Origin of the sequence: Pseudoalteromonas xiamenensis (genome assembly GCF_017638925.1) — a bacterium.
Classification (GTDB): Bacteria; Pseudomonadota; Gammaproteobacteria; order Enterobacterales; family Alteromonadaceae; genus Pseudoalteromonas; species Pseudoalteromonas xiamenensis.
In genome coordinates this window covers 2,745,127-2,770,324 of record NZ_CP072133.1, presented here as the reverse complement: position 1 = coordinate 2,770,324, position 25,198 = coordinate 2,745,127, and the positions used below count along the sequence as shown (strand labels likewise).

Here is a 25,198-nt window from a genome sequence, read left to right as displayed (position 1 = left end):
CGCTCCCCTTACGCCTTCGCTTCTACTTGATCTTTCTTATAAGTGCGTAGCGCCCAAATAATAAGACCAATGATGAAGAACGAGGCTCGGAGGTAGGATCAATAGACCCATTGGTTGATACCAACCGCCCTCAGAGATAAGTGGCATAATTTGTACACCAAATAATGAACCTGAGCCGCCTAATTCACGAACGAAAGCAACTGTCATTAGCATCGCTGAGTAGCCTAAACCATTACCGATACCATCAAGGAATGACATCATTGGAGGCGACTTCATTGCATAAGCTTCTGCACGACCCATTACGATACAGTTGGTAATGATTAGACCAACGAATACCGAAAGTTCTTTTGCTGTTGAGTAAACAAACGCTTGAAGCGCTTGGTCAACAACGATTACCAACGAAGCGATAATCGTCATCTGAACGATGATACGAACGCTCGATGGGATGTGATTGCGTAGCATTGAGATAAACAAGCTTGAAAACGCCGTAACCAATGTCAATGCGATTGACATGATTAACGCCTTTTCCATTTTTGATGTTACCGCCAGCGCAGAACAAATACCCAGTACTTGAAGTGCAATCGGGTTATTTGCTAGTACAGGGCCAAATAGAACCTGTTTTACGTCTTTTGCATTAGCCATTAGTTCAGCTCTCCTTTACGTACTTTCGCAAGGAACGGACCAAATGCTTTGTCGCTAGTCCAGAAATCAACTGTGTTATCAACACCGTGAGATGTCAATGTCGCACCTGATAGACCGTCAACTTTATGCTGGTTACCTTCAGCACCACTCTTAACAACGTCAAGTGGTAGAGCTTTTCCAGCCCAAAGCGCTGTCCATTTCGGGTTTTGAATCTCACCACCAAGACCTGGTGTCTCAGAGTGTTTGAAGAAGTTGATTGACTTAACCGTCACACCATCAGCTTCAAGCGCTAAGAAACCGTACATGATACCCCAAAGGCCGTAACCTTGGATTGGTAGCACGATAGTCTCGATTTTGCCTGCTTCGTTGCGAGCAAAGTAAACCGGTGAATTCGTCGTCATACGTTGAATGCCCGCTTTGTCATCCGCTTTTGCAAGCTTAACGCTACGCTTAGCATCGTACTTAGTGGCTTCAAAATCAAACGTCGACGGGTCTTCATCAACAAACTCACCTGAATCCATGTTGATGACGCGTGACTCGATGTTGTTCGCAAATGTGTTCGCAACATCAGTAACGTCTTTATAACCAGATACAAGTAGAATGTTACGCTGAATATCAGCAGATTTACTTGCTTTCTGTAGTGGACGTAGTTGCACAGATGCTGTTGCTACAACAATTGCACACACTAAACATAAGCTAACAACAACGCCTAACGTTCTGCCAACTGTTTCTTTCTTAGCCACGAGCTAATCTCCTCTTCACGTTAGCCTGCACTACGAAGTGGTCAAATAGCGGCGCAAATAAGTTAGCGAATAGAATTGCTAACATCATGCCTTCTGGGTATGCCGGGTTTACAACGCGGATCATCACAACCATGAAGCCAATAAGTGCACCGTATGCCCATTTACCTTTGTCCGTGAATGAAGCTGATACAGGGTCAGTAGCCATGAAGAACATACCAAATGCAAAACCACCTAATACTAGGTGCCAATGCCAAGGCATTGCGAATGCAGCGTTTGTTTCTGAACCTACCATGTTAAGAATCGTCGCAGTCACAACCATACCAAGGAAAGTACCTAGTACGATGCGCCATGAAGCAATACGCGTGTAGATCAAGAACAAGCCACCGATTAGGATAGCTAGTGTTGACGTTTCACCTACAGAACCTTGGATAAAGCCGTAGAATGAATTCCACCAAAGCGCCATGTTGCTGTAGTCAAGGCTACCTGCAACAGCTTGGCTTAAGTATGTTGCGCCCGAGAATGAATCAACGGCTGTCCATACTGTGTCACCAGAAATTTGCGCTGGGTATGCGAAGAACAGGAATGCACGGCCAGCAAGTGCTGGGTTTAAGAAGTTACGGCCTGTACCACCAAATACTTCTTTCGCAATAACCACACCGAATGTGATACCGAGTGCTACTTGCCACAATGGAATTGTTGCAGGCAGGATAAGTGCAAATAGTACAGATGTTACGAAGAAGCCTTCGTTCACTTCGTGCTTACGGATAGACGCGAATAACACTTCCCAAAAACCACCAACGATAAAGGTCGTTGCGTAGATAGGTAGGAAGAAACACGCGCCATAGAACATCTTAGCGCCCCAACCGGAAGTCGCTGAGAGGTCACCACCAAACATATGGAAAAGGGCTACTTGCCAGCTATTTGCAAGCTCGAAACCATTACCAAGAGCGATAGTCGCTTGATGACCGATATTAAACATACCAAAGAACATAGCTGGGAATGTCGCCAACCATACAAAAATCATGATACGTTTTAGGTCGATGTTGTCACGAACGTGTGTTGCGCCTTTGTTTACATAACCTGGCGTGTACAGAATCGTTGCAACTGCTTCATACAATGCATACCACTTTTCGTGCTTACCGCCCGGTTCAAAGTGGTGTTCAATGTCTTCTAAATATTTCTTTAAGGCCATTTCTTAACCTTCCTTCTCGATAGTCGTCAAGCAATCACGAAGGATTGAACCGTACTCGTATTTGCCTGGGCATACGAAAGTACAAAGTGCCAAATCTTCTTCATCTAGCTCTAATGCACCTAACGCAATTGCGCCATCTAAGTCACGTGAAATAAGGTCACGCAATAAGAGTGTTGGCAGAATATCAAGAGGCATTACGCGCTCGTAGCTACCGATTGGAACCATCGCACGGTCAGAACCACCTGTTGACGTAGTCATCTTGAATAGACGACTTGGCGCTAGGTGAGACAGGAACGAACGAGTAACAGAGAACTTGTCGCTGCCTGGTACAATCCAACCAAATAGTTCTTTTTCACGACCTTCAAGTAGTACAGACACTTGAACGTGGTAACGACCTAAGTAAGCATGAGGGCCTGTTGCTGTTTTACCAGCCAACACCGAACCAGAAATGATACGGTTGTCACCTTCTTCTAGCTCACCTGATACTAAATCAGTTAACGACGCACCGAGAGTAGTACGAACTAAACGAGGATTCTTAACTCGAGGACCAGCGAGTGAAATCACACGCTCTGCTGAAACTTCGCCAGTTAGGAAAAGCTTACCAAACGCTACTACGTCTTGGTAACCTAAGTGCCAAACTTGCTTGCTTGCAGAAACTGCATCGAGGAAATGGATGTGAGTGCCAACGTTACCAGCTGGGTGAACGCCCGCAAATTCATGTACTTCAACTTGTGAAATAGCAGAACTTGGGATTTTCGCGCCCGCTTTTTTACAAACGAACACTTTACCATCAGTTAAGCGAGACACGACAGCGAGACCCGCTTCAAACGCTTCCACGTTTTCAGCGATGATCACCGCAGGATCTGCAGCTAATGGGTTAGTGTCGATTGCCGTAACGAAGATTGAGCTTGGCGTTGCATCTAACGCTGCAACACGGCTAAACGGACGAGCACGTAATGCTGGCCACTGACCTGCATCAACTAGTACACGTTTAACAACTTCGCGATCTAAACCAGCTAGTTCAGAAGCAGCAAATTTATCAAACGCGATATGCTCATTGCCGCTCACTTCAATCACAACTGACTGAAGTACGCGCTTCGCACCACGGTTAATTTCTTTAACTACACCAGAAGCTGGCGCAGTGAACTTGACGCCTGGGTTCTTTTTATCTTCAAAAAGAACTTGGCCTTTTTTGACTTGGTCATCCACGCGGATATGCATGGTAGGACGCATACCAATAAACTCTTCACCTAACACAGCTACTCGTTTGACAGCAGGGCCGTCATGAATAACTTGTTGAGGTGCGCCCTCTATCGGTAAATCCAGACCTTTTTTTATGTTGATCATACGCACTTGCATTACATTAATGGAAAGAAACTGAATAATCTTTGTTCACCGCATGACGCTTTATTCAAGTTATTGGTTAGGATTTAAAGAGCAACCCCATCTCAACACTCTTTGAGCGATGCGATAATGTTCTTACATATTTCCCAGATTTTAACATCAATCATACCGACTATGCGAGTGGAAATATGAAATTAATACGCGAAACAAAGCCTTTTATGTGGCTCTGTTTAAGCGACAATTTTGCAACCTAGACTATTGTGGTATTGCATTTAGGTATTCGAGAAAATCAACAAAGCCCTCTCGATTCGTCCCTAAAAACGCAAAAAAGCCGCTTTGAAGCGGCTTTCCGATTTAAACCATGTGGTTTATCTCTACGACAGGGTCAACATCTGCGTCATAGTCTACAGACTCAAACCCAAATCCAAATAGACGAAGGAATTCATTGTTGTAACCAAAATAATCCGTTAATTCGTCGATTGTTTCTGTCGTCGTCGCGTCCCAAATCGTTTGAATACGCGCTTGAATATCGTCTTGAAGCTCTTTGTAGTTTTGGAATAAATGACCGCCATCGTCAAAACGAGGTGTCTCACCAAACAGGTTTTCCGTGAACAAACCATGGATCTGTTCAATCGTACCTTCGTAAATATCTTCTTCTTTGGTCACTTTGAAAAGCGCTGAAATATACAGAGGCATGATTGGAATCGCTGAACTCGCTTGAGTTACCACCGCATTTAACGATGCTACGTAAGCTTCACCTTTCAGCGCAGCTGTTTTCTCATTAAGCGCTTTTGCTGCTCTATCTAGATCTTCTTTCGCTTTACCAATCGTCGCGTGACCGTAGATTGGCCACGTTAACTCTTTACCAATGTAAGTGTACGCTGCGGTTTTAAATCCTTCAGCTAAAACGCCAGCGTCATGCATCGCGTCAATCCAAAGTTCCCAATCTTCGCCACCCATTACTTTAATGGTATTTGCAATTTCGTCTTCATTTGCTGCTTCAACAGTCACTTCATCGATAGCACGCTTAGACGTGTTTAGATTTTTAGTCGTAACTGTTTTACCAATTGGCTTTAATACAGAAGAATACGTTTCACCCGTTTTTGGATCAGTACGACGTGGTGAAGCCAACGAGTAAACCACTAAATCGATTTGACCCATCTCAGCTTTAATTGTTTCGATTGCTTTCGCTTTTATCTCGTCAGAAAACGCATCACCATTGATGTTTTTTGACCATAGGCCTTCTGCTTCTGCCGCACGTTGAAATGCAGCAGTGTTATACCAACCCGCAGTTCCCGTCTTTTTCTCAACGCCTTCTTTTTCAAAGAACACGCCAAGTGTCTTAGCACCGTAACCGAATGCTGCGGTAATACGAGATGCTAGACCGTAACCAGTTGATGCACCGATTACGAGTACATTTTTAGGGCCATTAGTTAATTTGCCTTGCGACTTCACGTATGCAATTTGTTCATTTACGTGCGCAGCACAGCCTACTGGGTGTGCATTAGTACAAATAAAACCACGAATTTTCGGCTGAATAACCATGTTGAGTCCTATTTTCGTCTTTTTGCTTTTAGAAAAACTGTCCTAGTTTACTGGTAGTTCGTGCAAGATCAGGTCTGATCAGCTACTAATCGAACTTTGAACCACCTAAACAAGAAGGTGAAGCTGGTGCTTCATTCTGACGCTCTGCGAATTCCTCTGGCGTATACGCGTGTATGGCCAACGCATGAATATGATTCGCCAGTTCATCGGCAAGGATAGCATTAATTGTACGATGGCGTTGCAATAAACGTTGACCCGAAAAGCTTTCACTGACTGCAACGACTTTAAAATGAGAGTCTTCACCTCGACTGTGCATGTGGCTTTCATTTACGACGTCTAAAAAAGAGCAAGAAATCGCCGCATTGATTTTGTCGAATAAAGTTTGTTGCATAGACATGTGAAATTCCTCTAGTTCTTTGCCCGCTACTATACTTGGGCGACTCGTGAATTGCTATTTATTCACTATGTTTCTAAACGTGAGATTAATCCGACCTTCACCCACTTTGCGCTGCTTTGGTAGGCTGTGCACGTAGAGCTGCTGACTCATTCCGGTCATTACTAACGCGCTACCGTGCTCTAGATATAATTGCCATTGTGAAGCCGTTTCACGGTCTTTAATGGCGAATTTGCGAGCCGCACCAAGTGACACTGACACTATCGTCGGATGGTCGCCTAATTCCGGCTCATCATCACTGTGCCATCCCATACAATCTAAGCCATTACGATAATAATTTAATAATACTGCGTTGAAGGGTTGTTTAAACGCTGTTTGTAAACGCTGCCGCATCGCGAATAAAGGTTCATTCCAAGCGTCTGGAAGTAAATTCAGTGCCGAGTATTGATAATTCAGCCCTGAGTCAGCGATGTAACACTGTAATCGAGGAATGGGATGAAATTTCCCGTACACTTGAATCGATGGTTGTTGCCAATTAATGTTCAACCGTAAAAAGTCAAAGAGTGACCACGCCTTTTGCGTGCTAATCACGGGCATTAAGTATTGAAAACCATTTGGCAAGTCTGGTTTTTGCGACAACTCAAACATGGTATGATTCAACTTCTCTTTAACGCGACAACGAACACTATGCTAACAGACGCTTTATTAGGTGGAGTAACTTATACTCTACACCGCTTTCCTCTGGACCAAAAGAACCGTAGCCTTCAAGCTTGGGATTCTGCCGATGAGCTATTGGTTGAGCATGTAGAGACGTTAGCGGACGCGCCAAAACATCTGTTAATAATTAATGATGGCTTTGGTGCGCTAGCGTGTGCGTTGAATGCACCTAAAATTACGTCCCTCTCAGATTCCTTCGTAAGCCATGAAGCAACAAAATACAATCTAGCAGCAAACAACTTAGTAGACAAAACGGTCGAGTTCGTTGGTAGCCTTGCACATTTTGCCGATACAATCGATCTCGTCGTTATTAAACTGCCGAAAAATAATGGATTTCTGGCCGCATTACTTTCACAACTCAGCACCCACCTCAAACCGGGTGTCCCTGTTGTGCTTGCAGGTAAAGCGAAGGACATTCACACGTCAACATTGAAACTGATTGGCAAATCGCTGAGTGAACCTACCACAAGCCTTGCTTGTAAAAAATCTCGACTTATCTTTGCTGCAACCAAAACACTCAGCGAAGGTAAAGCCATACGCGAACATTTGGTCTCGTGGCCATTGGAAAATACAGAGTTCACAGTGTTTAACCATGCGAACGTGTTTTCACGAGATTCTCTGGACATTGGTGCTCGGTTTTTTATGAACTACTTACCGCAGGGCAAGAAATCACTTCGTATCGTAGATTTAGGGTGTGGTAATGGCGTAATTGGTTTAACCGTGCTGTCAAAAATGCCCAACGCACAGGTGTCCTTCGTCGATGAGTCCGCCATGGCTGTTGCCTCTGCCAAACTGAACGTTCAGGAAAATTTGCCAGAACAAATGGCGCAGTGTGAGTTTATTCAAACTGACTGTTTGTCTGGCTTTTTGCCAGCAACTGCGGATTTAATTCTATGCAATCCTCCTTTTCATCAAGCTCAAGCCATCACGGATCATATTGCGTGGCAGATGTTTTTAGAAGCGAAACGGACGCTTCGTGTTGGTGGAGAACTGCGTATTATTGGTAATCGTCATTTAGGTTACGAAGAAAAACTTAATCGCCTATTTGATAACTGCAAGTTACTCGGAAGTAACAAGAAATTTGTCGTATTAAGCGCTCAAAAACGAGGTCAATCATGAAGATAGTTGCCAGTTTATTTTTCCTAATTTTTTGCTTGAGTGGATGCTCTTCCGCATTGCGTCCAGTTGTCCTATCACCTCAATATCAAGGTGGGTTTTACCATGCAATTCCAAAAACACTTCAACTGAGTGTCATTGACCACCGAGTGAGTAAATTTTCGATTAAAGTGGTTGATCAAGAGCCTCAAATCTACCTGCCACACGCTGAATTACCCACGTTGGTAGAACGGGCATTAACTGATGCGCTAGAAGCACAAAAGGCTCGAGTCGTTGTAAGTGCCAATACCCGAATGACACTGCTGATTAAATCACTTAACGCCAGAGTAAGTGAATCTTTAACGCAGCACACCAGTAATGCCGTTGCAGAATTCGAGTTGCAAATTAGCGATGGCCGCCGTCAATTCAATAAGACCTTCTCAGGAAAAGCGGAACTAACGGGACCACTATTACATGAACAATCAAAAGTCGAAAATCAACTCAATAACTTAATAATTCAGATCATTACCCGTATGATTAGTGACAAAGAAGTGATTGCATTCCTAGAGGAGTAGAAAATGAAAGCGTGGTTCGCCGCTTTACTGATTGGCTTATTCAGCCTCAATTGTTTTGCTGCTATTGACGGTAAATTCGTCCAAAAAGATAACTTGTTCCCCCATGTAAAAATCAACACAAGCAAAGGGGCCGTTGTAGTCGAACTTGATCGAATGCGCGCACCGATCACGGTGAACAATTTCCTTACTTACGTTGCAAATGGCGATTACAAGGGGTCCGTTTTCCACCGTGTCGAACGAGACGATGCCAACGAGAAAGACTTCGTCATTCAAGGTGGTGGGTATGACAAAGATTACGACGGGATGTTTGAACGAGCGCCAATTTTTAACGAAAGCGGAAACGGCTTACGAAACGATATGTACACAATAGCTATGGCGTATCAGGACAGCAAACCACATTCGGCTACGCGTCAGTTCTTTTTTAACATGAATGACAACGACCATTTAAACCCCGGTAAAGGTTGGGGATTTGCTGTTTTTGGTTATGCTGTGGAAGGCACCGACACGTTAGATGCCATTATGCGCGTTGAAACGGATTACAATAAAAAACTGGGTTACTCATTTATTCCGAAAGAACCTGTGATTATTTTCAACATGGAAGTGTTGGAAGAACAACAATAACAACGAAGAGTTCACTATGACACCGTCATTAATGCTAAATTATTTTAAAATGCTTTTTTCAGACAAACGGTTAGCGACGGTGTTTGGGTTTGGTATCGCAAGCGGATTTCCTTGGGTGTTGATTGGCTCAGTCATGTCAGCATGGCTCAAAGACGAAGGATTAAGCCGCAGTACCATTGGTTTATTTGGCCTCGTATTTGGGGCTTACACAGTAAATTTTTTATGGTCACCACTTCTCGACCGTATCAAGCTCCCCTACCTACATGCAGCTCTAGGCCAACGCCGAAGCTGGATCCTTGTATGTCAGCTTATCGCTGTGTGCGCAACCTTAAAAATGGCGACATTGGATATCCAAAACGAACTGTTTTTAGCCGCGTTATGTTGTTTCATCATCGCCCTTTCTTGTGCAACACAAGACATTGCGATTGATGGCTTCCGCATTGATTGCTTTGAAGAGCATGAAGGCGAGAAGATCACCGCAGCCGCGGCCATGGCAACCTCAGGTTGGTGGACAGGTTATGCGTTGCTTGGCGCAATTCCTTTCTTCTTAGCCGATTTACCGAGCATCGAATGGCCCCAAGTCTATTTCGTGTTGGCTGGCATCTTTGTTGTCTTAATCGTCATTACGCTTTTTGCCAATGAACCCAAAACGCATCGCGAACAAACACAAGCCGATCTCGAAGCTCGCTATCAAGCGCGTATTGGCAGTACTAGCGGCCTTGCTTCAAAGGTAGGAGCTTGGCTCGCGGTAACGGTTATTGAACCCTTTGCGAGCTTTTTTAAACGAAATGGATTTAAAACCGCGTTGTCACTCATCTTGTTCATCTTCTTATTCAAGATTGGCGAATCTTTCTTGGCTCGTATGTCGATTGTTTTTTATAAAGAAATAGGCTTTAGCAACTCGCAAATTGCGCAATACTCCAAATTAGGTAGCGGCCTCATTACCATCATATTTGCGTTACTAGGAAGTCTATTCAATCAACGATATGGGATTGTTAAAGGACTCTTTATCAGTGGTATCGCTATGGCAGCCTCGAACTTAATGTTTTCATGGATAGCGATAAGTGGTCCGAAGGAATACCTGTACCTAGCTGCAATTATCATTGATGGCTTTACTCAAGCGTGGTCATTGGTGGCACTTGTTGCCTTTATTAGTATGCTTTGTGATAGGGCGTTTAGTGCTACGCACTATGCGTTACTGGCCTCAATTGGCAGCTTAGGCAGAACCGTGTTATCAAGCTACAGCGGTGTGGTGATTGATGATTGGTTACATGGAAATTGGGCATTGTTCTTTGTGATAACAGCCTTGATGGTGTTGCCTTCATTGTTATTCTTGTACTTAATCAGAGACAAACTTTACGCTGTTGAAGCGAAATCTAAAGCGGCTTCGGCGCTGTCTTAAAGGTGGGTATCAGTGCCTCCTTGCACCTACGTCACTACCCTGAAACTAAAAGACGATTAAGCTTCGTCTTTTAATAGGTTTAGACCTTCATATGGGTCTACTTCTAGTGCTTCACAGTAACGTAGAAACTCAATGACGTCTAAACGACGTTCTTGGTTTTCGATTTTACCAATGAATGAGTGTGGTGTACCAAGTACTTGAGCTAGGCTACGCATTGTATGGCCTTTCTCTTGACGTTTAGTCTTCAACCACTTGGTCAATTTACCGTTTTCTTCTGAAGAAACCGTTTTACCCATCATAAAATACATCTCCTACTAGATGATTGGTTAGTAAAGTCTGAATGAAATATGCCCGTTTCATTCATCCCGTAATGTATACTAGAGCCACATTGACAGCAAATGAATACTTCAATGCTTAGACCCAATTTAGGTATAGACTATTATGTGGATGTTGCACAAAGATTTTTAATTTCTCTATTTTATCCGCATTATTTCTGTTCTAAATGTAAATAGTTCGATAACCAACTTAACTTTCGTTCTGATTTACATTGAATCGACTCAATACTTTAACAAATATTCTATGTAATGTACCAGTATTTGAAATAATTTATTTTCTCTTTATAAATCACAATATTATGCCATAGTAAGGACTAGCTTTTGCGAGGTAGGATAAAAAATGTTCAGACTTTTATTCTTGATGCCAATCATACTTTGTGTGATTTGGTATCTATTTTTGAGACATTACGGAGTGCCAATCCAAAAAGGAAGAAAGGGCTTTGTTTACATCCTTATCTTTTCTACTTTCGTACTCGGGTTCTTAATTTTGATGATGCATGTAACCAATGCGTCGGTATAACAACTGAGGCAGATTATCGCGCGTAAAAATAAAAAGGCTCATCGAGAGCCTTTTTAATAGAAGAACGAATTTATCTACTCTTTGTGAACTTTGCGTTTAACAGGTTCTGCGTACATCGCCAAAACTTGCTCTTTAAGCTCTTCAGGCACTTTAGCAAGACGAGCCAGAAAGTCTGCTTTCTCATTAGAGACTCACACGCTGTTCATCACCTGCGGCCAAATAATTCGTTGAATGTAAGTGATATTGAGACAAAATCTGCGCGTCGATTTCGTCCGCAAGAGCGTCTGGATTATCCACGGCTGTTTCGATAGGTTTCCCAAAAGCGACGTGGACATTTCCTTTGTCGGCGCTAAACCCTTCAAAAATACTCGCTATATCTTCCCCTTTCGCTTTGACATAACTGCCAAATTGTTTTTTATGAACAAGCTCTCTTGCTTTGGCAATTGCGCAAGGTTCGTATTGGTAGGAGATGGATACCGGTACGATATTTAATTGATTGATGTATTCAGAAAAGGAAAGCTTGAGCTTGCGACCTTGCAATTGCAGCATTTTTATAAGTGCAGGATCGGTGAAATCCACCCCGTCTTTCGCTCGACCTTCTTTTTGCGCAATCCAAATTGAATGACCACTTTGCAGCGAATCAAAAATGTATTCTGAAAGCTGACTCAATGCTCGGAGCATTTCTTTCGGTGCTTTTGCCGAGCGTTTAACGATAAAGCTTTTATTTAAACGCATTAATTCCGTGATGTACGGCACTTGCAGTAAATTGTCGCCAATCGCGATACGAACTGTGTCCATTCCATGGCGATGTAACCCCCAATTAAGCAATGCAGGGTCAAGCACAATGTCACGGTGATTTGAAATGAACAAATAGTGTTTGTTTGAGTCCAGATTTTCAAAACCAGAAAAAGACACTTTCTGAGTCGTTTTATCAATCAGTAAACTCAAATACTTGGCCACTTCAGCTTGCACTTGTGCAACTGTTGTATAATTTCCCCATTTATTTTTTAGCTTCCACCTGACTAAAAAACGAGAAACAGGACGCCAAGCCACTAAAAACGCGGGTAAAGTATATTTCGCAATGACATCTAAAAAATCATTGTCTGCCAACAAGCGCGCAAGCGCTGGAGCAACTTCTTCATCATTGTACGGTCTGATGTCTGCGTATTTATCCACTAAATTACTCTTTTTTTATTCTATTAAATGAAAAGCGGCGCTTATTTTATCGCGCCGCTTTCAATCTGGCTAAGATTATCTAGTCTGACCACTTTAGTTCAAAATCAAAAACTAAGCCGTCTTTTTTTGCCACCGTACCATTAATCTGACCATCAAACCAGCCAATAGCATTGCAGAACCGACACTTAACCACATCGGCAGCACCTCATGTTCCATTGCATTCACAGGGACGACTGAGAATCCAAACTCTGCAATGAGGTAATCGGTTAGAAAACCAAAACCAATGGCAACACCAATTACGCCAATTAAATACGCAAACACCGCTCGTTTACCGAGTTCATTGGCAACAACTCCGATAGTTGCCACATTGGTAGCCGGTCCGGCAAGCATAAATACTAGGACAGCACCTGGTGATACCCCTGCTAACAACAACCCTGCAGCTATCGGTGTAGAAGCTGTTGCACAGATGTACATCGGGATGCTGATTAAAATCACCACGACCATGGCTAAGATGCCATTGCCCCACTGTCCGAGAAACTCCGGTGGAATGAAAGTCTGAATTAAGGCCGCGAAAAATAGACCTACTAGCAACCAAGTCATCGTGTCGCTTAAGAGCTTACCTGAGCTATATTGTATGGCTTGCTTTAGCTTAGCACTAAGCGAAGCGTTAGGTTCAGCTTGGTCGTTCGTTCCACAGCAGCTACCTTCGCTGCTCTTTGCTGGACTCACTTTTTCTTTACCACTTGCGCAACAACTACTTTGGGACACGTCCTCTATTACCTTGCTGGCACTGCAACAACTCGATTTAGACTTCGCCATAACGTGTGGTTGTAACGCTTCAGACGAACAACACACCTTTGACTCTTCACTCATAGCTTCTGGCTTCATCTCACAACAAGCGGTATGTGCAGGGGTTTTAGCAGACGAAGTACCACTTTCGCTCTCGCTTACTTTATCAACATTTGATGTAGCACAAGTATTTTTTTTAGTGCTACAGCATGATGTATCTTTATTACTAGCATCGGCAGTGTCACTCATCGACGCTTTATCTGCAGTAGGCGTTAATTGCGACTCTTTTCCAACCAAGATCCCTGCCACAATTGCACTTGTAATTGCCGCTATTGGACGAATTACAGCCATAAATGGTCCCAATAGTGCATATGAAACAGAAATTGAGTCAACACCCGTTTCAGGTGTCGAAACTAAAAATGCCGTCGTCGCACTTTTTGATCCACCAGCGCGACGAAGTCCAATCGCCGCAGGGATGACACCGCATGAACAAAGCGGCATGGGCGCACCAATGAAAGCTGCTTTCACGGTTGTCCAAAAACCCTCTTTACCTAGATGCTTTGCCAAAAAATCTTTTGGAATAAAAACGTGAATAACACCGGCTATAAACAGACCGAGCAACAACCAAGGTGCCGAAAGGACAAATAAATGCCAAAAATTAAGAATGATGTCCATCTAACTCCTCCAACGTCGTTAAAATTGAGCAATGCTCGGCAGGTTCAGCACCTCCACAGCACCGTTCGGCAAGCACCGTTAAGCTACGTTCAAAACATTGCAGCTCGCGGATACGCTCTTGAACCAGCGTTAACTTAGCTAATGTAATCGTTTTCACTTCATCACATTGATATTGCTGTTTATCAATTCGAATTTTTAGTAATTCTTTTATTTCAGACAAGCTAAATCCAACTGCTTTTGCCCGCAGCACAAAACGTAATTGTTGTTCTTGAACTTCAGCGTAATCACGGTATCCTGAATCAGTTCTAGCGCTTGCTGAAATCAACCCATTGTTTTCATAATAACGTAACGTGTCCGTTGAAATATTCAAACGTTTTGCCAGTTCGCCTATTTTCATGTCCACTCCAGATTGTTTACCATATTGCTTAGTATAAACCTTGGAGTACACCCCAAGGTCAAGCCTCTAAGTCAACTTTGTTGGAAAACAGATGAAAATTGCAATTTTGGATACTCAAACGCTCGGGAATACTTCGCTTGAGGTGTTAACTCAACTTGGAGAACTCATGTGTTATCCAATGACGTTACCAGAGCAAACCTCTGAACGTATAAGGGATGTAGATGTAGTAATAACAAACAAAGTTATACTAGATAAAGAAATCCTTGAGGCTGCGAACAACCTTAAACTGGTTTGTATTGCCGCAACAGGAACCAACAATGTCGACTTAGCCGCGGCAAAATCGCTTGGCATCGCTGTGTGTAACGTCGCAGGCTATTCAACACCATCCGTCGTTCAACACACATTTACATTACTTGGCAATTTAATGACAAACATGCATCGCTACATCGCTGATTGCCAGCTTGGCCGTTGGCAACAAAGTGATATGTTTTGTCGATTGGACTATCCGATTTCGGAACTACAAGATAAAACTTTCGTGGTTGTCGGGTATGGTAGCTTAGGGCAAGCGGTTGCAAGTGTTGCTCAAGCATTTGGTGCAAACGTAATTATTGCAGAGCAAAAATCAGCAACGTCAGTTCGCGAAGGTCGAGTCGCGTTTAACGACGCGCTTGTTATGGCTGATGTAGTTTCGATTCATTGCCCACTCAATAGTCAAACTCAGAATTTAATATCAACGCCCGAATTCAACTTGATGAAACACTCTGCATTTATTGTAAACACTGCCCGCGGAGGAATTGTTGATGAAGCCGCATTGGTGTCAGCATTAGAAGCGGGACAAATCGCAGGCGCCGCACTGGACGTCTTGAGTAAGGAGCCTGCTCAGCAGGACAACCCTCTTTGCCACTATCAAGGTTCTAATTTATTGCTGACTCCTCACACCGCTTGGGCAAGCCAAGAGTCGATAACTCGGTTAGTGAATGAAATAGCTAAAAACATCATGGCGTATAATTATAATGAACCACGTAATAGAGTGGTTTAATTTCCAAAAAATTAAGATATTTCGCTAACTTTTCTGTTGATTTGGCTAATAGAAAAACGATAAAAACTATATCTCATTGATAAATAAAAACATAAAATATTGGCAAACAATTTGCGTTAGAACAACAAAGCAAAATGAATTCTAAAAAGGGATAAAAAATGAAAAAAGTACTTTTGAGCGCCTTGGTCGCATTACCATTATTGTCTGGTTGTGTTGTCGCGGTATCTGATGGCGAAGTAGAACACAGTTGGAGCAATCAAAAATCAGATTGGCAAGATACACAACGAAGCAATCGCGATAAAATCGCAAAGTTAGCGCTCGGAACAGAATACAACTCAGTCATTTCACAGTTCAGTACACCCGATTTTTCTGAGTCGCTTGAGAAAAATGAGGTTGTCTATCAAATTCTGTACTTTGCAACGCAAAGTAAACATTCAGATGGAAAAGTAACCAAAGACGAGTGTACTCCATTACTGTTCAAAAATGGAAAGTTAGCCGGTTTTGGTGAAACCGCGCTTAAACAATTGTTATAGAACACATAAAGCGAGAGGCTCAATGCTTTGAGCCTCTCGCTTTATTCAGGTGATACTTAAAACGGTTCGATATTCACTCTTCAAACAGTCATCTTTTACCGTACGACCAACTCAAATTTGCTTTGCACTTGCCCTGCCTTCAACAAAGCCGAATCTGCAAGTTCATAAACATCACTTGGCTTGTCACCAAAATGATCTTTCAAAAGCACGCCACCGATACTCAGACTAATAAATGCACTGATTGGCGATGCTTGATGCGGGATTTCAAGCTGTTCTACAGCCAAATGAAGAGCCGAAGTACATTGCATTAGTTGAGGTTCACTCTGTTTAGTTAACACAACGGCAAAGCGCACACCATCAAATCGGGCAACAAAGCCTCCAAACTCATTTACCGTATGTTCTAATTGATTCGCGACTTTGACTAAACACCCATCACCTTGAGCGTAGCCATGTTTGTCATTGTACGATTTAAAGTAATCGATACTGATTAATAGAAATGCCAATGCTTGCTGCGATTGCACAGCTTGCTGCCAAAGCACACTTAGGTTTTCTTCAAGCGCTCGACGATTTGGGATTTCAGTCAACCCATCAATATTGGCTAAACGACCGAGTAAGTCATTTTTCTTTTTAATCGTAAGATGGATTTTTACCCGCGCTTTGATAATTGCAGGGCTGTATGGTTTTGTAACGTAATCCACGGCGCCAAGCTCGAGCGCTTTTGCCTCATCTTGAAAGCTATGACTTTGCGATACAATGATGATTGGGATATTGTAAGAGTGAATACAGGTTTTGCATTTTTCTAAAAGTTCAAACCCGCTACCATTGCCCATTAAGATATCAAGTAGAATCAAATCCACGTTCTTTTTGCTTAGTACGGACTGCGCCTCTTCACAACTGCCACACACAACAATGTCGTAGTCATCATTTAGGGTGTTTTCCAACACCAAACGATTGAGAGGATCGTCATCAACGACTAATATCTGGGCGCTCTTGTTCATCACTTTCCTCGCGATGTTTTGAGATAAATTCACGGACTTGAACGAGTGCATTAACCAAATTCGTTATGTTTTCGTGTTCAAGAGTCTCTGACTTTCCCTGTTGCTCCACAATTCTAGCGGTCGCTGCCAAGCGCTTGAAACCAAGCCCCGCAGCCGTCCCTTTAATACTATGAGCAATCTGCCCTAACTGATTTATGTCTTGTGTTTCACATAAACTTTGTTTCTGTTCTTCTACAAGCTTAGCAAACTTTTTAAGCATTACACCGAGTAAATTACGATTCCCCATCATTTGAGATAACGCAAAAGCTTCATCATAAAAAGGCTCATGGGTTAACAACAATTTATCGATGGCTCTGAGTAGTCCCACTTTGTCGATAGGCTTCGTTACAACGCCATTCATCCCAGCTTGCTCAGCTTGATTCGTCTGCTGAATTTCGATGTCTGCGGTTAACGCTAGAATTGGCATTTGATTTTTTGGAATGACTTCTCTTATTTGTTTTGTCAATGTGAAGCCATCAATATGTGGCATATGTATATCCATCAAAACGGCATCCGGCTTGAGTCGTGTGATTAGCTCAAACGCATCTAGCGGTTCTTGGCATGTCACCACGGATGCGCCTAGAATTGACAGCATGTTCTGTGCAATTTTTAGGTTCAGCGGGTTATCATCAACCACGACGAGTAATGCACCGACGATTGACGAATTAACACTCAGTTCATTTTCCCGAGTTTCACCTTTGCAAATTCGTTCACACGCCGTTTGCCAAAATCCTTGTTCAGGTAGTTCAATAACTTGCACATCCAACCCAAGAGTACTTATTTCCTCAGCAATGGCGGACGTGGCATATACATGAGCAAGTCCATGTTCCTGCAAATTTTGGATCCAAGCTAACTCTGCGGTCGATGGTGAATGCTCAAGCAATAGCCAAAGACGCTCCAGCGTATGGTGCTGAGATAAAAATGTTTCTATTGAGGACATATCCATTAACCAAGGCGCTATGTAGTTTGGTCCTTGTTGTTCAAGCGCACTCAATAGTGGGATCTCTTGTTGGGGTGCTTTAAGCGGTGCTTCTAGATTCAACGAAAAAAAGAAACGACTCCCTTTCTTATAACTGCTCTCGAGTTCAATTTCTCCACCCATCAACATGACTTCATGCTTCACAATCGCGAGTCCCAAGTCCAATACCATCATACTGCCTTGCACTCGAATCATCGCCTTGAGTAAACGCGTCAAAAAGCTTTTCTTGCTCTTCAGCTTTTATGCCGATTCCAGTGTCTTCAACTGAAAACTCAATACGTTGATGTTCTTGTGATTGCCCAACAAGCTTAAGCTTAAGGGCGACATTCCCAGATTCAGTGAACTTCACTGCGTTACTCAGCAAATTCAAAAGCACTTGCTTTAACTTGCTAGGGTCGCCTTTCAAGGTCGGGTTGATTTCTCTGTCCACAACGTAGTCAAATTGTAAGCCCTTTCGCTGACATTGAACCTCAGTCAGCGTTTTGCAGGTGTCGACCAAATCCATCAACAAGAACGGTTCTTCGATTAGTCGTCCTTTTTGACTCTCTACTTTTGCAAAATCTAGAATACTATTTAGCATGCCTAGGAGTTGTTTAGCTGCATGGTCAATTTTGCTTGCGCTGTCACTGGTTTGCGCATCTTGAGTACGTGCACGAATAAGCTCAGAAAGTCCTAAAATTGCATTCAGCGGAGTGCGTATTTCATGGCTAATGTTGGCAATAAAACGACTTTTTGCCAGTGTTGCCCGTTCGGCGGCTAAGCGCGCATTCGTCAAAGCCGTAATATTTTGGACGTTAAGAACGAAATATTGTGGTTGATGTGCAGCATCCCAAACAAGCGAACCACTCAGTTGCAAATGACTGTAAGGCGCGGATTGCTCGACTGTAACGTGCAACACTTTCTTATGTTCTTGTAGCAATTCACTGAACATATCCGCAATTCGGGGATAATCTTTTTCCATAAATAATTGCGAGAGCGGCTTACCGAGTTCAGGATTCTGATTTGAGAAAAATCGTTTTGCAGCTTTGTTCAACTCGATAATCGTGCCATCAATCGCAATAAGTAAGACAGCATTGGCGGCAAATTCAATGGCTGCTCGGAACTTAGACTCCGATTGCTTGAGCGCATTCAGCATGTTGTCTATTTCTGTGATGTCGCGTAACACCGTCATTGAACCGAGAATTTTTTGTTCGTGATAAAATGGCGACAGGCGCACTTCGAAGACTTTTTCGGCGAACGTCAATTTGAGGCTCTTTTACTTCATTATGTACTAAGAAGTCTTTCTCCAAATCCAGTAACTCAAGATATTTATCCGTGACTTCGTCATGCGTTCGCCCGACCAAATCATTACGACTGAAACCAATAAACGATTCAAAGGCGCGATTACAACCAAGAAAAGAACTGTCGATGTTCTTAAAATAGATTAAATCGGGCACACTATCGAGCATAGTATTCAGCAGCGATGTTTGTCTGTCTTTCGCCTCTAAGCTACGTTCTAGTGCTCGTGTTTGCATACGAAGCATTTGATCAAGTTCAACGTTACTTTCTGAGATTCGAGTCAATAACGACTGCTTTTGTGCAACCACTCGTTTAATACGACGAAACCAAGGCAACCACGCGCGTGGGATACTGTAATTTGGATCGGTTGCAGCCACATCTTGACTCACCAAGTAGCTCACAAATTGCTCAACGGGCTTTATAAATAATCGTAAACTCAACCAAAAAAGCCCAAGCGCAGTTAATAATAAAAAGAGACTCAAAAAACCAAACTCAAGCAATTGTTCATAGCGAATAACTGACTTAAACATCGATTCTGGCTCAAAGTAAGCGACGTTGATAGGACGAGCTTTTGTGCGCGTTAAGAATATCCCGCCAAACCAAGAACCAGAATTGGCCTCTGTACTTGGCCAAACTAAAGGCTGTTCACTTGAAGGCCATGAACTTGCTAGTTGCTCGTTATATTGATTGTATAAACGAAGTTCACCTTCAACGACTGAGCGCTGCTCCATCCAATGACTTAGTTGGGTTAAATCATAGATAAGTAATAAATAACCTGATTCGTCGCTCAATCGCAGCTTGCCCAATGCAAAATAGGCATGTTTATTGATGTTAACGACGTGGCTTCCTGCGATAAGTCCCTGTGAAAAATCAGGACGTAACTCGTGATTGATCAGGCGAGTTAACAATTCACTGCTGCTTTTATCACGCCGTTTCACAAACGCCATGCCCTGTTCATTCACATAGGCAATCGCTTCTAAATTAGGACTTAATGACAATGCGCTGGTGAACACCGGTCCAAGTGTATAGAGTGAAAACCAATATTGACGAGACATAGGCGCAGCATTAAATGCCCCTGTGCCAACGACTTCACCAAGGTCATTATTTAATGATTGATAGTAATAGTTTTCAAATTGCGATACTGCTTCAAAATGGCTGTCTTTAAATGCATAACTCAGCGGTTTTGAAACGGTCGATTCGATACTGTCGAAAACATTCTTTGCTCGGTCTAGCTGAGCCTCAATAAGATTATCGACCACTAACATGGCATCAACGCGAGATTGATAAGCCCGTTCAAGTTTAAGCTGGTAAAGGTGTAAACAAAGGATGGCCGCCACAACGACAGGTAAAAGCACCGCCACGATGATTGCCCGCTTGTAATGTTTAAGAGGCGTGAAGTGCATCAACAGTCCTTAGTTGGCCAGAAGTTATTGATAAATAGACTATCTGGCCAACTAAATGAACGCAAGTTATAAGTTTTCTTCGGCAAACGATGCCAACCGGCTGCGTACCACGCCATTGAGATTGATCGTTGCGCTGCCTTCGAAATCTTTAAATCGTTCGACGATGTAGGTTAGACCGGAGGTAAGTGGTGTAAGGTAGTTACTGTCAATTTGCGCCAAGTTTCCTGTACAAATCAGTTTCGTTCCTTCACCGCATCGCGTAATGATGGTCTTCAACTGAGACGCGGTTAGATTTTGACTTTCATCCAAAATGACAACCGCATTTTGTATGCTTCGACCACGCATAAAATTCACGGATTTGAATTGAATGTTTGCCTTTTCCATAATGTAATTTCGGCTGGTTGCCGGACTTTCATCGTTTTTATGAAGTACTTCTAGCGTATCTGTTATTGCAGCAAGCCACGGTGCCATTTTCTCTTCTTCAGTACCTGGAAGAAAACCGATACTTTCGGCAATTTCAGGCGTATTACGCGTCACAATCACTTTGTCGTATATCCGTTTTTCAATGATCATTTCAAGTGCGCTTGCAAGTGCAAGTAAGGTTTTACCACAACCCGCAGGACCCGTTAAAACCACCAGCTCAATGTTTGGGTCAAGCAATGCATCCAACGCCATCCCCTGATATACGTTTTTGGGTTTTACACCCCATGCCATTTGATGTAGTAAACGCTCAACACCCAAATCTTTAATGGTGATGTGTTCTTCATCGTAACCAGTCACTCGCGCCGCAAAATGTTCTGTGTCATCCACTAAGTATTCATTACAAAATACATCCGGTAATAGTGACTTAGGAACGTGGTGATAGGTATCGCGGCCATTTTGTTCTGTTTGGCAATCGCCAACGCTTGCCCAAAAGTCTCCTTGAAAGCGTTTAAAGCCCGTGCTCAATAATTTGATGTCATCAATAAGTTGGTCGGTACGGTAATCTTCTACATAGCTAAGACCGGCACCTTTCGCCTTTAGGCGCATATTAATGTCTTTCGTTACTAAGACTACTTTGGTTGAGGTGTGCTGTTTTTGCATTCTCACCGCACAATTGATGATGCGATGATCATTTTCATTGCCCGGCAGACCGGAGATGCTGTCAGGATATAAATGGTCGTTTACTACAATAAGCTGGCCTACTTTCGACGGTTTCCCATCAACCCGTTTATGAGACGGTAGCCTTACCCCTTCTAACATTTGCTCGGGTGACGCGTCTTTTAACACTTCATCAAGCGCCCGTATTGCCACTCTCGCATCACGACTTACATCTCGCTTTCCATCTTTAATATGATCAAGCTCCTCAAGTACAGTCATCGGTATAACAACATCGTGTTCTTGGAAGGAGAGAAAGGCGAGAGGGTCGTGGAGTAGTACGTTGGTGTCGAGCACGTACATTTTATTGTCGTTATCGTTGGCTTTTCCCATAGCGCGCTCCTGTCGTTTATGAAAAAGTATGCTATACCCATTCACACTGCGTACGTCGTTAGTGAATAACCTTACACCAACCTCACAACGTAAGTGGCTATAGTTCAAGTTTAGTCTATTTGTCATAAAAGTCTGTTTGATGACAAAAAAATTTACGTACTTGAGTTTCAAACTTAGTCAAAATATCACTTAAGATTTAAAGAGTTACAGAGGCCCTGTTTTAGAAACCATTAAGAAATTAGGATTAGTTGGCCGAACGCACATTTCAAGTTAATTAGCAATATTGAACATGTAGAGCCTAATGGGTAACATAGCCGCCTTTTTTCTGCGAAGACATCTGCATAAGACGAGATAACGATGAATTTTTCTTTAGGTCAGCGCTGGATCAGCGATACAGAATCGGATTTAGGTCTAGGAACCGTAGTTGCTATTGAGGGCCGCCAAGTCACACTATTGTTCCCTGCTTGCGGTGAAAACCGCGTATATTCGATGCAAGAAGCACCCGTTACGCGTGTTATTTTTAATCCGGGCGATGTGATCCGCAGTGCAGATGAATGGGAATTAGTGGTTGAAAAAGTAGAACTTGAAGGTGCGTTATTGTGCTACCACGGTAAACGCGTCGACAATGAAGAAAACGCCACACTCAAAGAAGTTTTTTTAGACCACTTTATTAAATTCAATAAACCTCAAGACCGTTTGTTTGCGGGTCAGGTTGATCGATTCGAACACTACACATTGCGTTACCAAAGTTGGCAACATCGCTACAATGCCGAACGTTCGCCATTAAAAGGCTTGGTTGGTCAACGAGCAAGCTTGATCCCACACCAGCTTTATATTGCGGAAGAGGTTGGTAAACGTTTCGCACCTCGCGTCCTTTTGTCAGATGAAGTAGGTCTTGGTAAGACGATTGAAGCGGGTATGATCCTGCACCAACAAATTTTATCCGGTCGTGCAAACCGTGTCCTGATTGTTGTACCAGAAAACTTACAACATCAATGGTTGGTTGAAATGCTACGTCGCTTTAACCTTCGCTTCTCTATTTTCGATGAAGAGCGTTGTGATGAGGCGTTCGCGGACTCATCAAACGTGTTCGATACCGAACAACTTGTCTTAGTCAGCCTTGAATTTATTACTAAAAAACGTCGTTGGTTTGAACAAGCAACTCTGGCTGATTGGGACTTACTTATCGTCGATGAAGCACATCATCTTACGGTAGAAAAAGACAAGCCATCTGTTGAATACCAGCGCATTACAGAACTTAGTCAAGACATCGAAGGCCTGATCTTGTTGACTGCAACGCCTGACCAACTTGGCCATCAAAGCCACTTTGCTCGTCTACAACTTCTCGATCCAGATCGTTTTTATGATTACGAGCAGTTTGTTGAAGAAGAAAAGCATTACAAGGACGTCGCAGATGCTGCAAATCAATTGCTCCAAGGCGGGCAACTTGATGCTGCAGGTGAAGCAACGTTGACGACTTTGCTTAAAGAAAGTGACATTAAACCGCTACTCAGTGCAGTGAACGAGGGCGACGAAGAAGCAAAACAAGAATTGCTGAATATGTTGCTCGACCGTCATGGTACTGGCCGTATTTTGTTTAGAAACAGCCGTAGCGCTATCACGGGTTACCCAAGCCGCGCACTCAATAGCTACCCATTGGCGATGCCAAAACAATACCTAACTGCAATCAACGTGTTGGGTAACATGGGTGGTTTACAAAATGTGCAAGGCCGCGCTCGTCGCGCTCTATTCCCTGAGAAGATTTTTCAGGAATTTGAAGGCGAAAGCAGCAGCTGGGCCATGTTTGATCCACGCGTCGAATGGCTGATTGATACCCTAAAAGCGCTTAAGCATGAAAAAGTGCTCTTAATTTGTGCAGAAGCACAAACTGCGATAAGCCTAGAGCAAGTCCTTCGAGAGAAAGCAGGCATCAAAGCCGCGGTGTTCCATGAAGGTATGTCGATTATCGAACGTGACCGCGCTGCCGCATACTTTGCCGACGAATATGATAGCGCGCAGGTTCTACTGTGTTCTGAGATTGGTTCTGAAGGTCGTAACTTCCAGTTCTCACACCATTTGGTGTTGTTTGATTTACCACTCAACCCTGATTTACTTGAACAACGCATTGGGCGCTTGGACCGTATAGGCCAAAAGCACGATGTGCAAATTCACGTTCCTTACTTCGAAAGTACGGCACAGGAAGTGTTGCTTCGCTGGTACAACGAAGGTCTGGATGCGTTTGAAAAGACATCGACCACCGGACAACTGCTGTATGGTGAGTTCTCTGAGGAATTACTAGAGCTAATCGCGACACATAGCTGTGATGAAGACACGCTCGATCCATTACTTGAACAAGCTGCGAAGAAAAACGCAACGCTACGTAAACAAATGGAACAAGGCCGAGATCGCTTATTAGAGACTCCATTCATCGGGCCAAGGTCGTTCAGAAAAACTGGCTGAAGAGATTGCTGAGCTGGATGACCAAACCATTTTACCTGTTTACATGATCAAGGTTTTTGATTTATTTGGGGTCGCACAAGAAGATAAAGGCGAAAATACCATTATTTTAAAACCGACTGAGCACATGATTAATCCGTCTTTCCCATGCTTAAAGGACGACGGCATTACCGTAACATTTGATAGAGCCACGGCGTTGTCTCAAGAAGATGCTCACTTCATTAGCTGGGATCACCCAATGGTTAGCGGTACATTTGAGATGATCTGCAACGATGATTTCGGTACCGCCTCGGTTGCGCTTTTACGAAATAAAAAGCTACCAGCTGGAACATTCTTTGTTGAGTTGATTTATATTGCTGAAGCTTCAGCACCTAAGTCTTTGCAGATTGGTCGCTTTTTGCCGCCAACTCCCGTCAGACTCTTGATGGATAAGTCCGGCAATGACCTTGCGCAAAATGTGCCTTTTGATGGTTTTAACCAACAATTGTCAGCCGTAGGTCGTCAAACGGCCAGTAAACTTGTAAATGCATTGCAAACGGTTATCCATCCATTGTTGGTTAAGGGTAATGAAGTTGCACACGCACAGATGGCAGACATTCAAGCGAATGCTCGTGAACATATGGAAACCGAATTAAGCGAAGAACAAGCTCGTTTGGTCGCGTTAAAAGCCATCAATCCGAACATTCGTGATGAAGAGATACAATTCTACGATAGACAAAGAACGCAATTACTTGCGCACATTGAAAAAGCACAAATGAAACTCGATGCTATCCGTGTCATTGTCGTGACACACGAATAATTTCACACATTGAAAGGGAACTTAGGTTCCCTTTTTGTTTT

General features: G+C 43.1%; 21 protein-coding genes and 3 pseudogenes. 8 read left to right on the top strand and 16 right to left on the bottom strand.

All coding sequences use genetic code 11. From position 1 onward, the window contains the following. Positions 1 to 8: 8 nt before the first annotated feature. From J5O05_RS13300 to J5O05_RS13270, 7 genes and pseudogenes are all read right to left on the bottom strand, one after another. Positions 9 to 642 (bottom strand): annotated as a pseudogene (locus J5O05_RS13300) (NADH:ubiquinone reductase (Na(+)-transporting) subunit D). Beyond that, positions 642 to 1,385, bottom strand: coding sequence for a Na(+)-translocating NADH-quinone reductase subunit C (locus J5O05_RS13295; RefSeq protein WP_208842447.1), 744 nt, complete (start codon positions 1,383 to 1,385; stop codon positions 642 to 644). Before J5O05_RS13295 ends, J5O05_RS13300 begins: the two are co-directional and overlap by 1 nt. Then, complete coding sequence (locus J5O05_RS13290; RefSeq protein ID WP_208842446.1) at positions 1,378 to 2,577, bottom strand: NADH:ubiquinone reductase (Na(+)-transporting) subunit B; 1,200 nt, start codon at positions 2,575 to 2,577, stop codon at positions 1,378 to 1,380. Before J5O05_RS13290 ends, J5O05_RS13295 begins: the two co-directional genes overlap by 8 nt. A gap of 3 nt (positions 2,578 to 2,580) precedes the next feature. Further along, positions 2,581 to 3,924: a Na(+)-translocating NADH-quinone reductase subunit A gene (locus tag J5O05_RS13285; protein ID WP_208842445.1), complete on the bottom strand. Its 1,344-nt coding sequence runs from the start codon at positions 3,922 to 3,924 to the stop codon at positions 2,581 to 2,583. A gap of 351 nt (positions 3,925 to 4,275) precedes the next feature. Next, positions 4,276 to 5,466 (bottom strand): enoyl-ACP reductase FabV, encoded by a 1,191-nt coding sequence (gene fabV / locus J5O05_RS13280; protein ID WP_208842444.1) that lies wholly within the window; start codon positions 5,464 to 5,466, stop codon positions 4,276 to 4,278. 85 nt (positions 5,467 to 5,551) lie between these two features. Continuing rightward, on the bottom strand, positions 5,552 to 5,863 hold the full coding sequence (locus J5O05_RS13275; RefSeq protein ID WP_208842442.1) for a BolA family protein: 312 nt from the start codon (positions 5,861 to 5,863) through the stop codon (positions 5,552 to 5,554). A 54-nt stretch (positions 5,864 to 5,917) separates the two neighbouring features. After that, on the bottom strand, positions 5,918 to 6,508 hold the full coding sequence (locus J5O05_RS13270) for an alpha-ketoglutarate-dependent dioxygenase AlkB family protein (RefSeq protein WP_208842441.1): 591 nt from the start codon (positions 6,506 to 6,508) through the stop codon (positions 5,918 to 5,920). A 39-nt stretch (positions 6,509 to 6,547) separates the two neighbouring features. Here J5O05_RS13270 and J5O05_RS13265 point away from each other — a divergent pair, with 39 nt between their 5' ends. Genes J5O05_RS13265 through J5O05_RS13250 form a run of 4 tightly spaced genes read left to right on the top strand, consistent with a single transcriptional unit; the run spans position 6,548 to position 10,270 of the window. Beyond that, complete coding sequence (locus tag J5O05_RS13265) at positions 6,548 to 7,696, top strand: methyltransferase (protein WP_208842439.1); 1,149 nt, start codon at positions 6,548 to 6,550, stop codon at positions 7,694 to 7,696. Further along, on the top strand, positions 7,693 to 8,247 hold the full coding sequence (locus J5O05_RS13260; RefSeq protein WP_208842438.1) for a YajG family lipoprotein: 555 nt from the start codon (positions 7,693 to 7,695) through the stop codon (positions 8,245 to 8,247). The genes J5O05_RS13265 and J5O05_RS13260 overlap by 4 nt, the downstream gene beginning before the upstream one ends. Positions 8,248 to 8,250: 3 nt before the next feature. Further along, positions 8,251 to 8,868 (top strand): peptidylprolyl isomerase, encoded by a 618-nt coding sequence (locus J5O05_RS13255; protein ID WP_208842436.1) that lies wholly within the window; start codon positions 8,251 to 8,253, stop codon positions 8,866 to 8,868. Between the two features lie 16 nt (positions 8,869 to 8,884). Further along, positions 8,885 to 10,270: an AmpG family muropeptide MFS transporter gene (locus J5O05_RS13250; protein WP_208842435.1), complete on the top strand. Its 1,386-nt coding sequence runs from the start codon at positions 8,885 to 8,887 to the stop codon at positions 10,268 to 10,270. A 56-nt stretch (positions 10,271 to 10,326) separates the two neighbouring features. Here the strand turns inward: J5O05_RS13250 and J5O05_RS13245 are convergent, their stop codons facing one another. Further along, complete coding sequence (locus J5O05_RS13245; RefSeq protein WP_005490895.1) at positions 10,327 to 10,569, bottom strand: helix-turn-helix domain-containing protein; 243 nt, start codon at positions 10,567 to 10,569, stop codon at positions 10,327 to 10,329. A gap of 376 nt (positions 10,570 to 10,945) precedes the next feature. On the opposite strand from J5O05_RS13245, the gene J5O05_RS21940 reads away from it, so the two are divergent. After that, positions 10,946 to 11,125 (top strand): hypothetical protein, encoded by a 180-nt coding sequence (locus J5O05_RS21940; protein ID WP_244369621.1) that lies wholly within the window; start codon positions 10,946 to 10,948, stop codon positions 11,123 to 11,125. A gap of 74 nt (positions 11,126 to 11,199) precedes the next feature. On the opposite strand, the pseudogene J5O05_RS13240 reads toward J5O05_RS21940, so the two are convergent. The 3 genes and pseudogenes from J5O05_RS13240 to zntR form a co-directional block, all read right to left on the bottom strand. After that, a pseudogene (locus J5O05_RS13240) lies at positions 11,200 to 12,301 on the bottom strand (lysophospholipid acyltransferase family protein). Positions 12,302 to 12,412: 111 nt separating this feature from the next. Continuing rightward, complete coding sequence (locus J5O05_RS13235; protein WP_208842434.1) at positions 12,413 to 13,765, bottom strand: SO_0444 family Cu/Zn efflux transporter; 1,353 nt, start codon at positions 13,763 to 13,765, stop codon at positions 12,413 to 12,415. Continuing rightward, on the bottom strand, positions 13,749 to 14,162 hold the full coding sequence (gene zntR, locus J5O05_RS13230) for a Zn(2+)-responsive transcriptional regulator (RefSeq protein WP_208842432.1): 414 nt from the start codon (positions 14,160 to 14,162) through the stop codon (positions 13,749 to 13,751). Before zntR ends, J5O05_RS13235 begins: the two co-directional genes overlap by 17 nt. A 91-nt stretch (positions 14,163 to 14,253) precedes the next feature. Here zntR and J5O05_RS13225 point away from each other — a divergent pair, with 91 nt between their 5' ends. Both J5O05_RS13225 and J5O05_RS13220 read left to right on the top strand, forming a co-directional pair. Then, positions 14,254 to 15,201 (top strand): D-2-hydroxyacid dehydrogenase, encoded by a 948-nt coding sequence (locus tag J5O05_RS13225; protein ID WP_208842430.1) that lies wholly within the window; start codon positions 14,254 to 14,256, stop codon positions 15,199 to 15,201. A gap of 158 nt (positions 15,202 to 15,359) precedes the next feature. Further along, positions 15,360 to 15,734 (top strand): DUF3192 domain-containing protein, encoded by a 375-nt coding sequence (locus J5O05_RS13220; protein ID WP_208842429.1) that lies wholly within the window; start codon positions 15,360 to 15,362, stop codon positions 15,732 to 15,734. A 95-nt stretch (positions 15,735 to 15,829) separates the two neighbouring features. On the opposite strand, the gene J5O05_RS13215 is transcribed toward J5O05_RS13220, so the two are convergent. From J5O05_RS13215 to J5O05_RS13195, 5 genes are all read right to left on the bottom strand, one after another. After that, positions 15,830 to 16,732, bottom strand: a complete 903-nt coding sequence (locus J5O05_RS13215) for a diguanylate cyclase domain-containing protein (protein ID WP_208842428.1) — start codon at positions 16,730 to 16,732, stop codon at positions 15,830 to 15,832. Further along, positions 16,701 to 17,966, bottom strand: a complete 1,266-nt coding sequence (locus J5O05_RS13210) for a response regulator (RefSeq protein ID WP_208842427.1) — start codon at positions 17,964 to 17,966, stop codon at positions 16,701 to 16,703. The genes J5O05_RS13215 and J5O05_RS13210 overlap by 32 nt, the downstream gene beginning before the upstream one ends. Beyond that, positions 17,884 to 18,921: a PAS domain-containing sensor histidine kinase gene (locus tag J5O05_RS13205; protein WP_208842426.1), complete on the bottom strand. Its 1,038-nt coding sequence runs from the start codon at positions 18,919 to 18,921 to the stop codon at positions 17,884 to 17,886. The genes J5O05_RS13210 and J5O05_RS13205 overlap by 83 nt, the downstream gene beginning before the upstream one ends. Beyond that, a complete protein-coding gene (locus J5O05_RS13200; RefSeq protein WP_208842425.1) occupies positions 18,854 to 20,431 on the bottom strand; it encodes a PAS domain S-box protein in 1,578 nt (525 codons plus the stop codon). Before J5O05_RS13200 ends, J5O05_RS13205 begins: the two co-directional genes overlap by 68 nt. Positions 20,432 to 20,497: 66 nt before the next feature. Further along, positions 20,498 to 21,901, bottom strand: coding sequence for a PhoH family protein (locus tag J5O05_RS13195; protein ID WP_208842424.1), 1,404 nt, complete (start codon positions 21,899 to 21,901; stop codon positions 20,498 to 20,500). Between the two features lie 357 nt (positions 21,902 to 22,258). Between J5O05_RS13195 and rapA the strand changes: the two are divergent. Beyond that, positions 22,259 to 25,157 (top strand): annotated as a pseudogene (gene rapA / locus J5O05_RS13190) (RNA polymerase-associated protein RapA). The last annotated feature ends 41 nt before the right edge of the window (positions 25,158 to 25,198 follow it).

Excerpts from the sequence above, each read along its gene's own strand:
- J5O05_RS13200 (WP_208842425.1), bottom strand. The coding sequence starts at position 20,431 with ATGCACTTCACGCCTCTTAAACATTACAAGCGGGCAATCATCGTGGCG.
- J5O05_RS13220 (WP_208842429.1), top strand. The coding sequence starts at position 15,360 with ATGAAAAAAGTACTTTTGAGCGCCTTGGTCGCATTACCATTATTGTCT.
- J5O05_RS13250 (WP_208842435.1), top strand. The coding sequence starts at position 8,885 with ATGACACCGTCATTAATGCTAAATTATTTTAAAATGCTTTTTTCAGAC.
- J5O05_RS13205 (WP_208842426.1), bottom strand. The coding sequence starts at position 18,921 with ATGACGGTGTTACGCGACATCACAGAAATAGACAACATGCTGAATGCG.
- J5O05_RS13195 (WP_208842424.1), bottom strand. The coding sequence starts at position 21,901 with ATGGGAAAAGCCAACGATAACGACAATAAAATGTACGTGCTCGACACC.
- J5O05_RS13215 (WP_208842428.1), bottom strand. The coding sequence starts at position 16,732 with ATGAACAAGAGCGCCCAGATATTAGTCGTTGATGACGATCCTCTCAAT.
- J5O05_RS21940 (WP_244369621.1), top strand. The coding sequence starts at position 10,946 with ATGTTCAGACTTTTATTCTTGATGCCAATCATACTTTGTGTGATTTGG.
- J5O05_RS13245 (WP_005490895.1), bottom strand. The coding sequence starts at position 10,569 with ATGATGGGTAAAACGGTTTCTTCAGAAGAAAACGGTAAATTGACCAAG.
- fabV (WP_208842444.1), bottom strand. The coding sequence starts at position 5,466 with ATGGTTATTCAGCCGAAAATTCGTGGTTTTATTTGTACTAATGCACAC.
- J5O05_RS13235 (WP_208842434.1), bottom strand. The coding sequence starts at position 13,765 with ATGGACATCATTCTTAATTTTTGGCATTTATTTGTCCTTTCGGCACCT.
- J5O05_RS13225 (WP_208842430.1), top strand. The coding sequence starts at position 14,254 with ATGAAAATTGCAATTTTGGATACTCAAACGCTCGGGAATACTTCGCTT.
- J5O05_RS13255 (WP_208842436.1), top strand. The coding sequence starts at position 8,251 with ATGAAAGCGTGGTTCGCCGCTTTACTGATTGGCTTATTCAGCCTCAAT.
- J5O05_RS13275 (WP_208842442.1), bottom strand. The coding sequence starts at position 5,863 with ATGTCTATGCAACAAACTTTATTCGACAAAATCAATGCGGCGATTTCT.
- zntR (WP_208842432.1), bottom strand. The coding sequence starts at position 14,162 with ATGAAAATAGGCGAACTGGCAAAACGTTTGAATATTTCAACGGACACG.
- J5O05_RS13265 (WP_208842439.1), top strand. The coding sequence starts at position 6,548 with ATGCTAACAGACGCTTTATTAGGTGGAGTAACTTATACTCTACACCGC.
- J5O05_RS13285 (WP_208842445.1), bottom strand. The coding sequence starts at position 3,924 with ATGATCAACATAAAAAAAGGTCTGGATTTACCGATAGAGGGCGCACCT.
- J5O05_RS13270 (WP_208842441.1), bottom strand. The coding sequence starts at position 6,508 with ATGTTTGAGTTGTCGCAAAAACCAGACTTGCCAAATGGTTTTCAATAC.
- J5O05_RS13290 (WP_208842446.1), bottom strand. The coding sequence starts at position 2,577 with ATGGCCTTAAAGAAATATTTAGAAGACATTGAACACCACTTTGAACCG.
- J5O05_RS13260 (WP_208842438.1), top strand. The coding sequence starts at position 7,693 with ATGAAGATAGTTGCCAGTTTATTTTTCCTAATTTTTTGCTTGAGTGGA.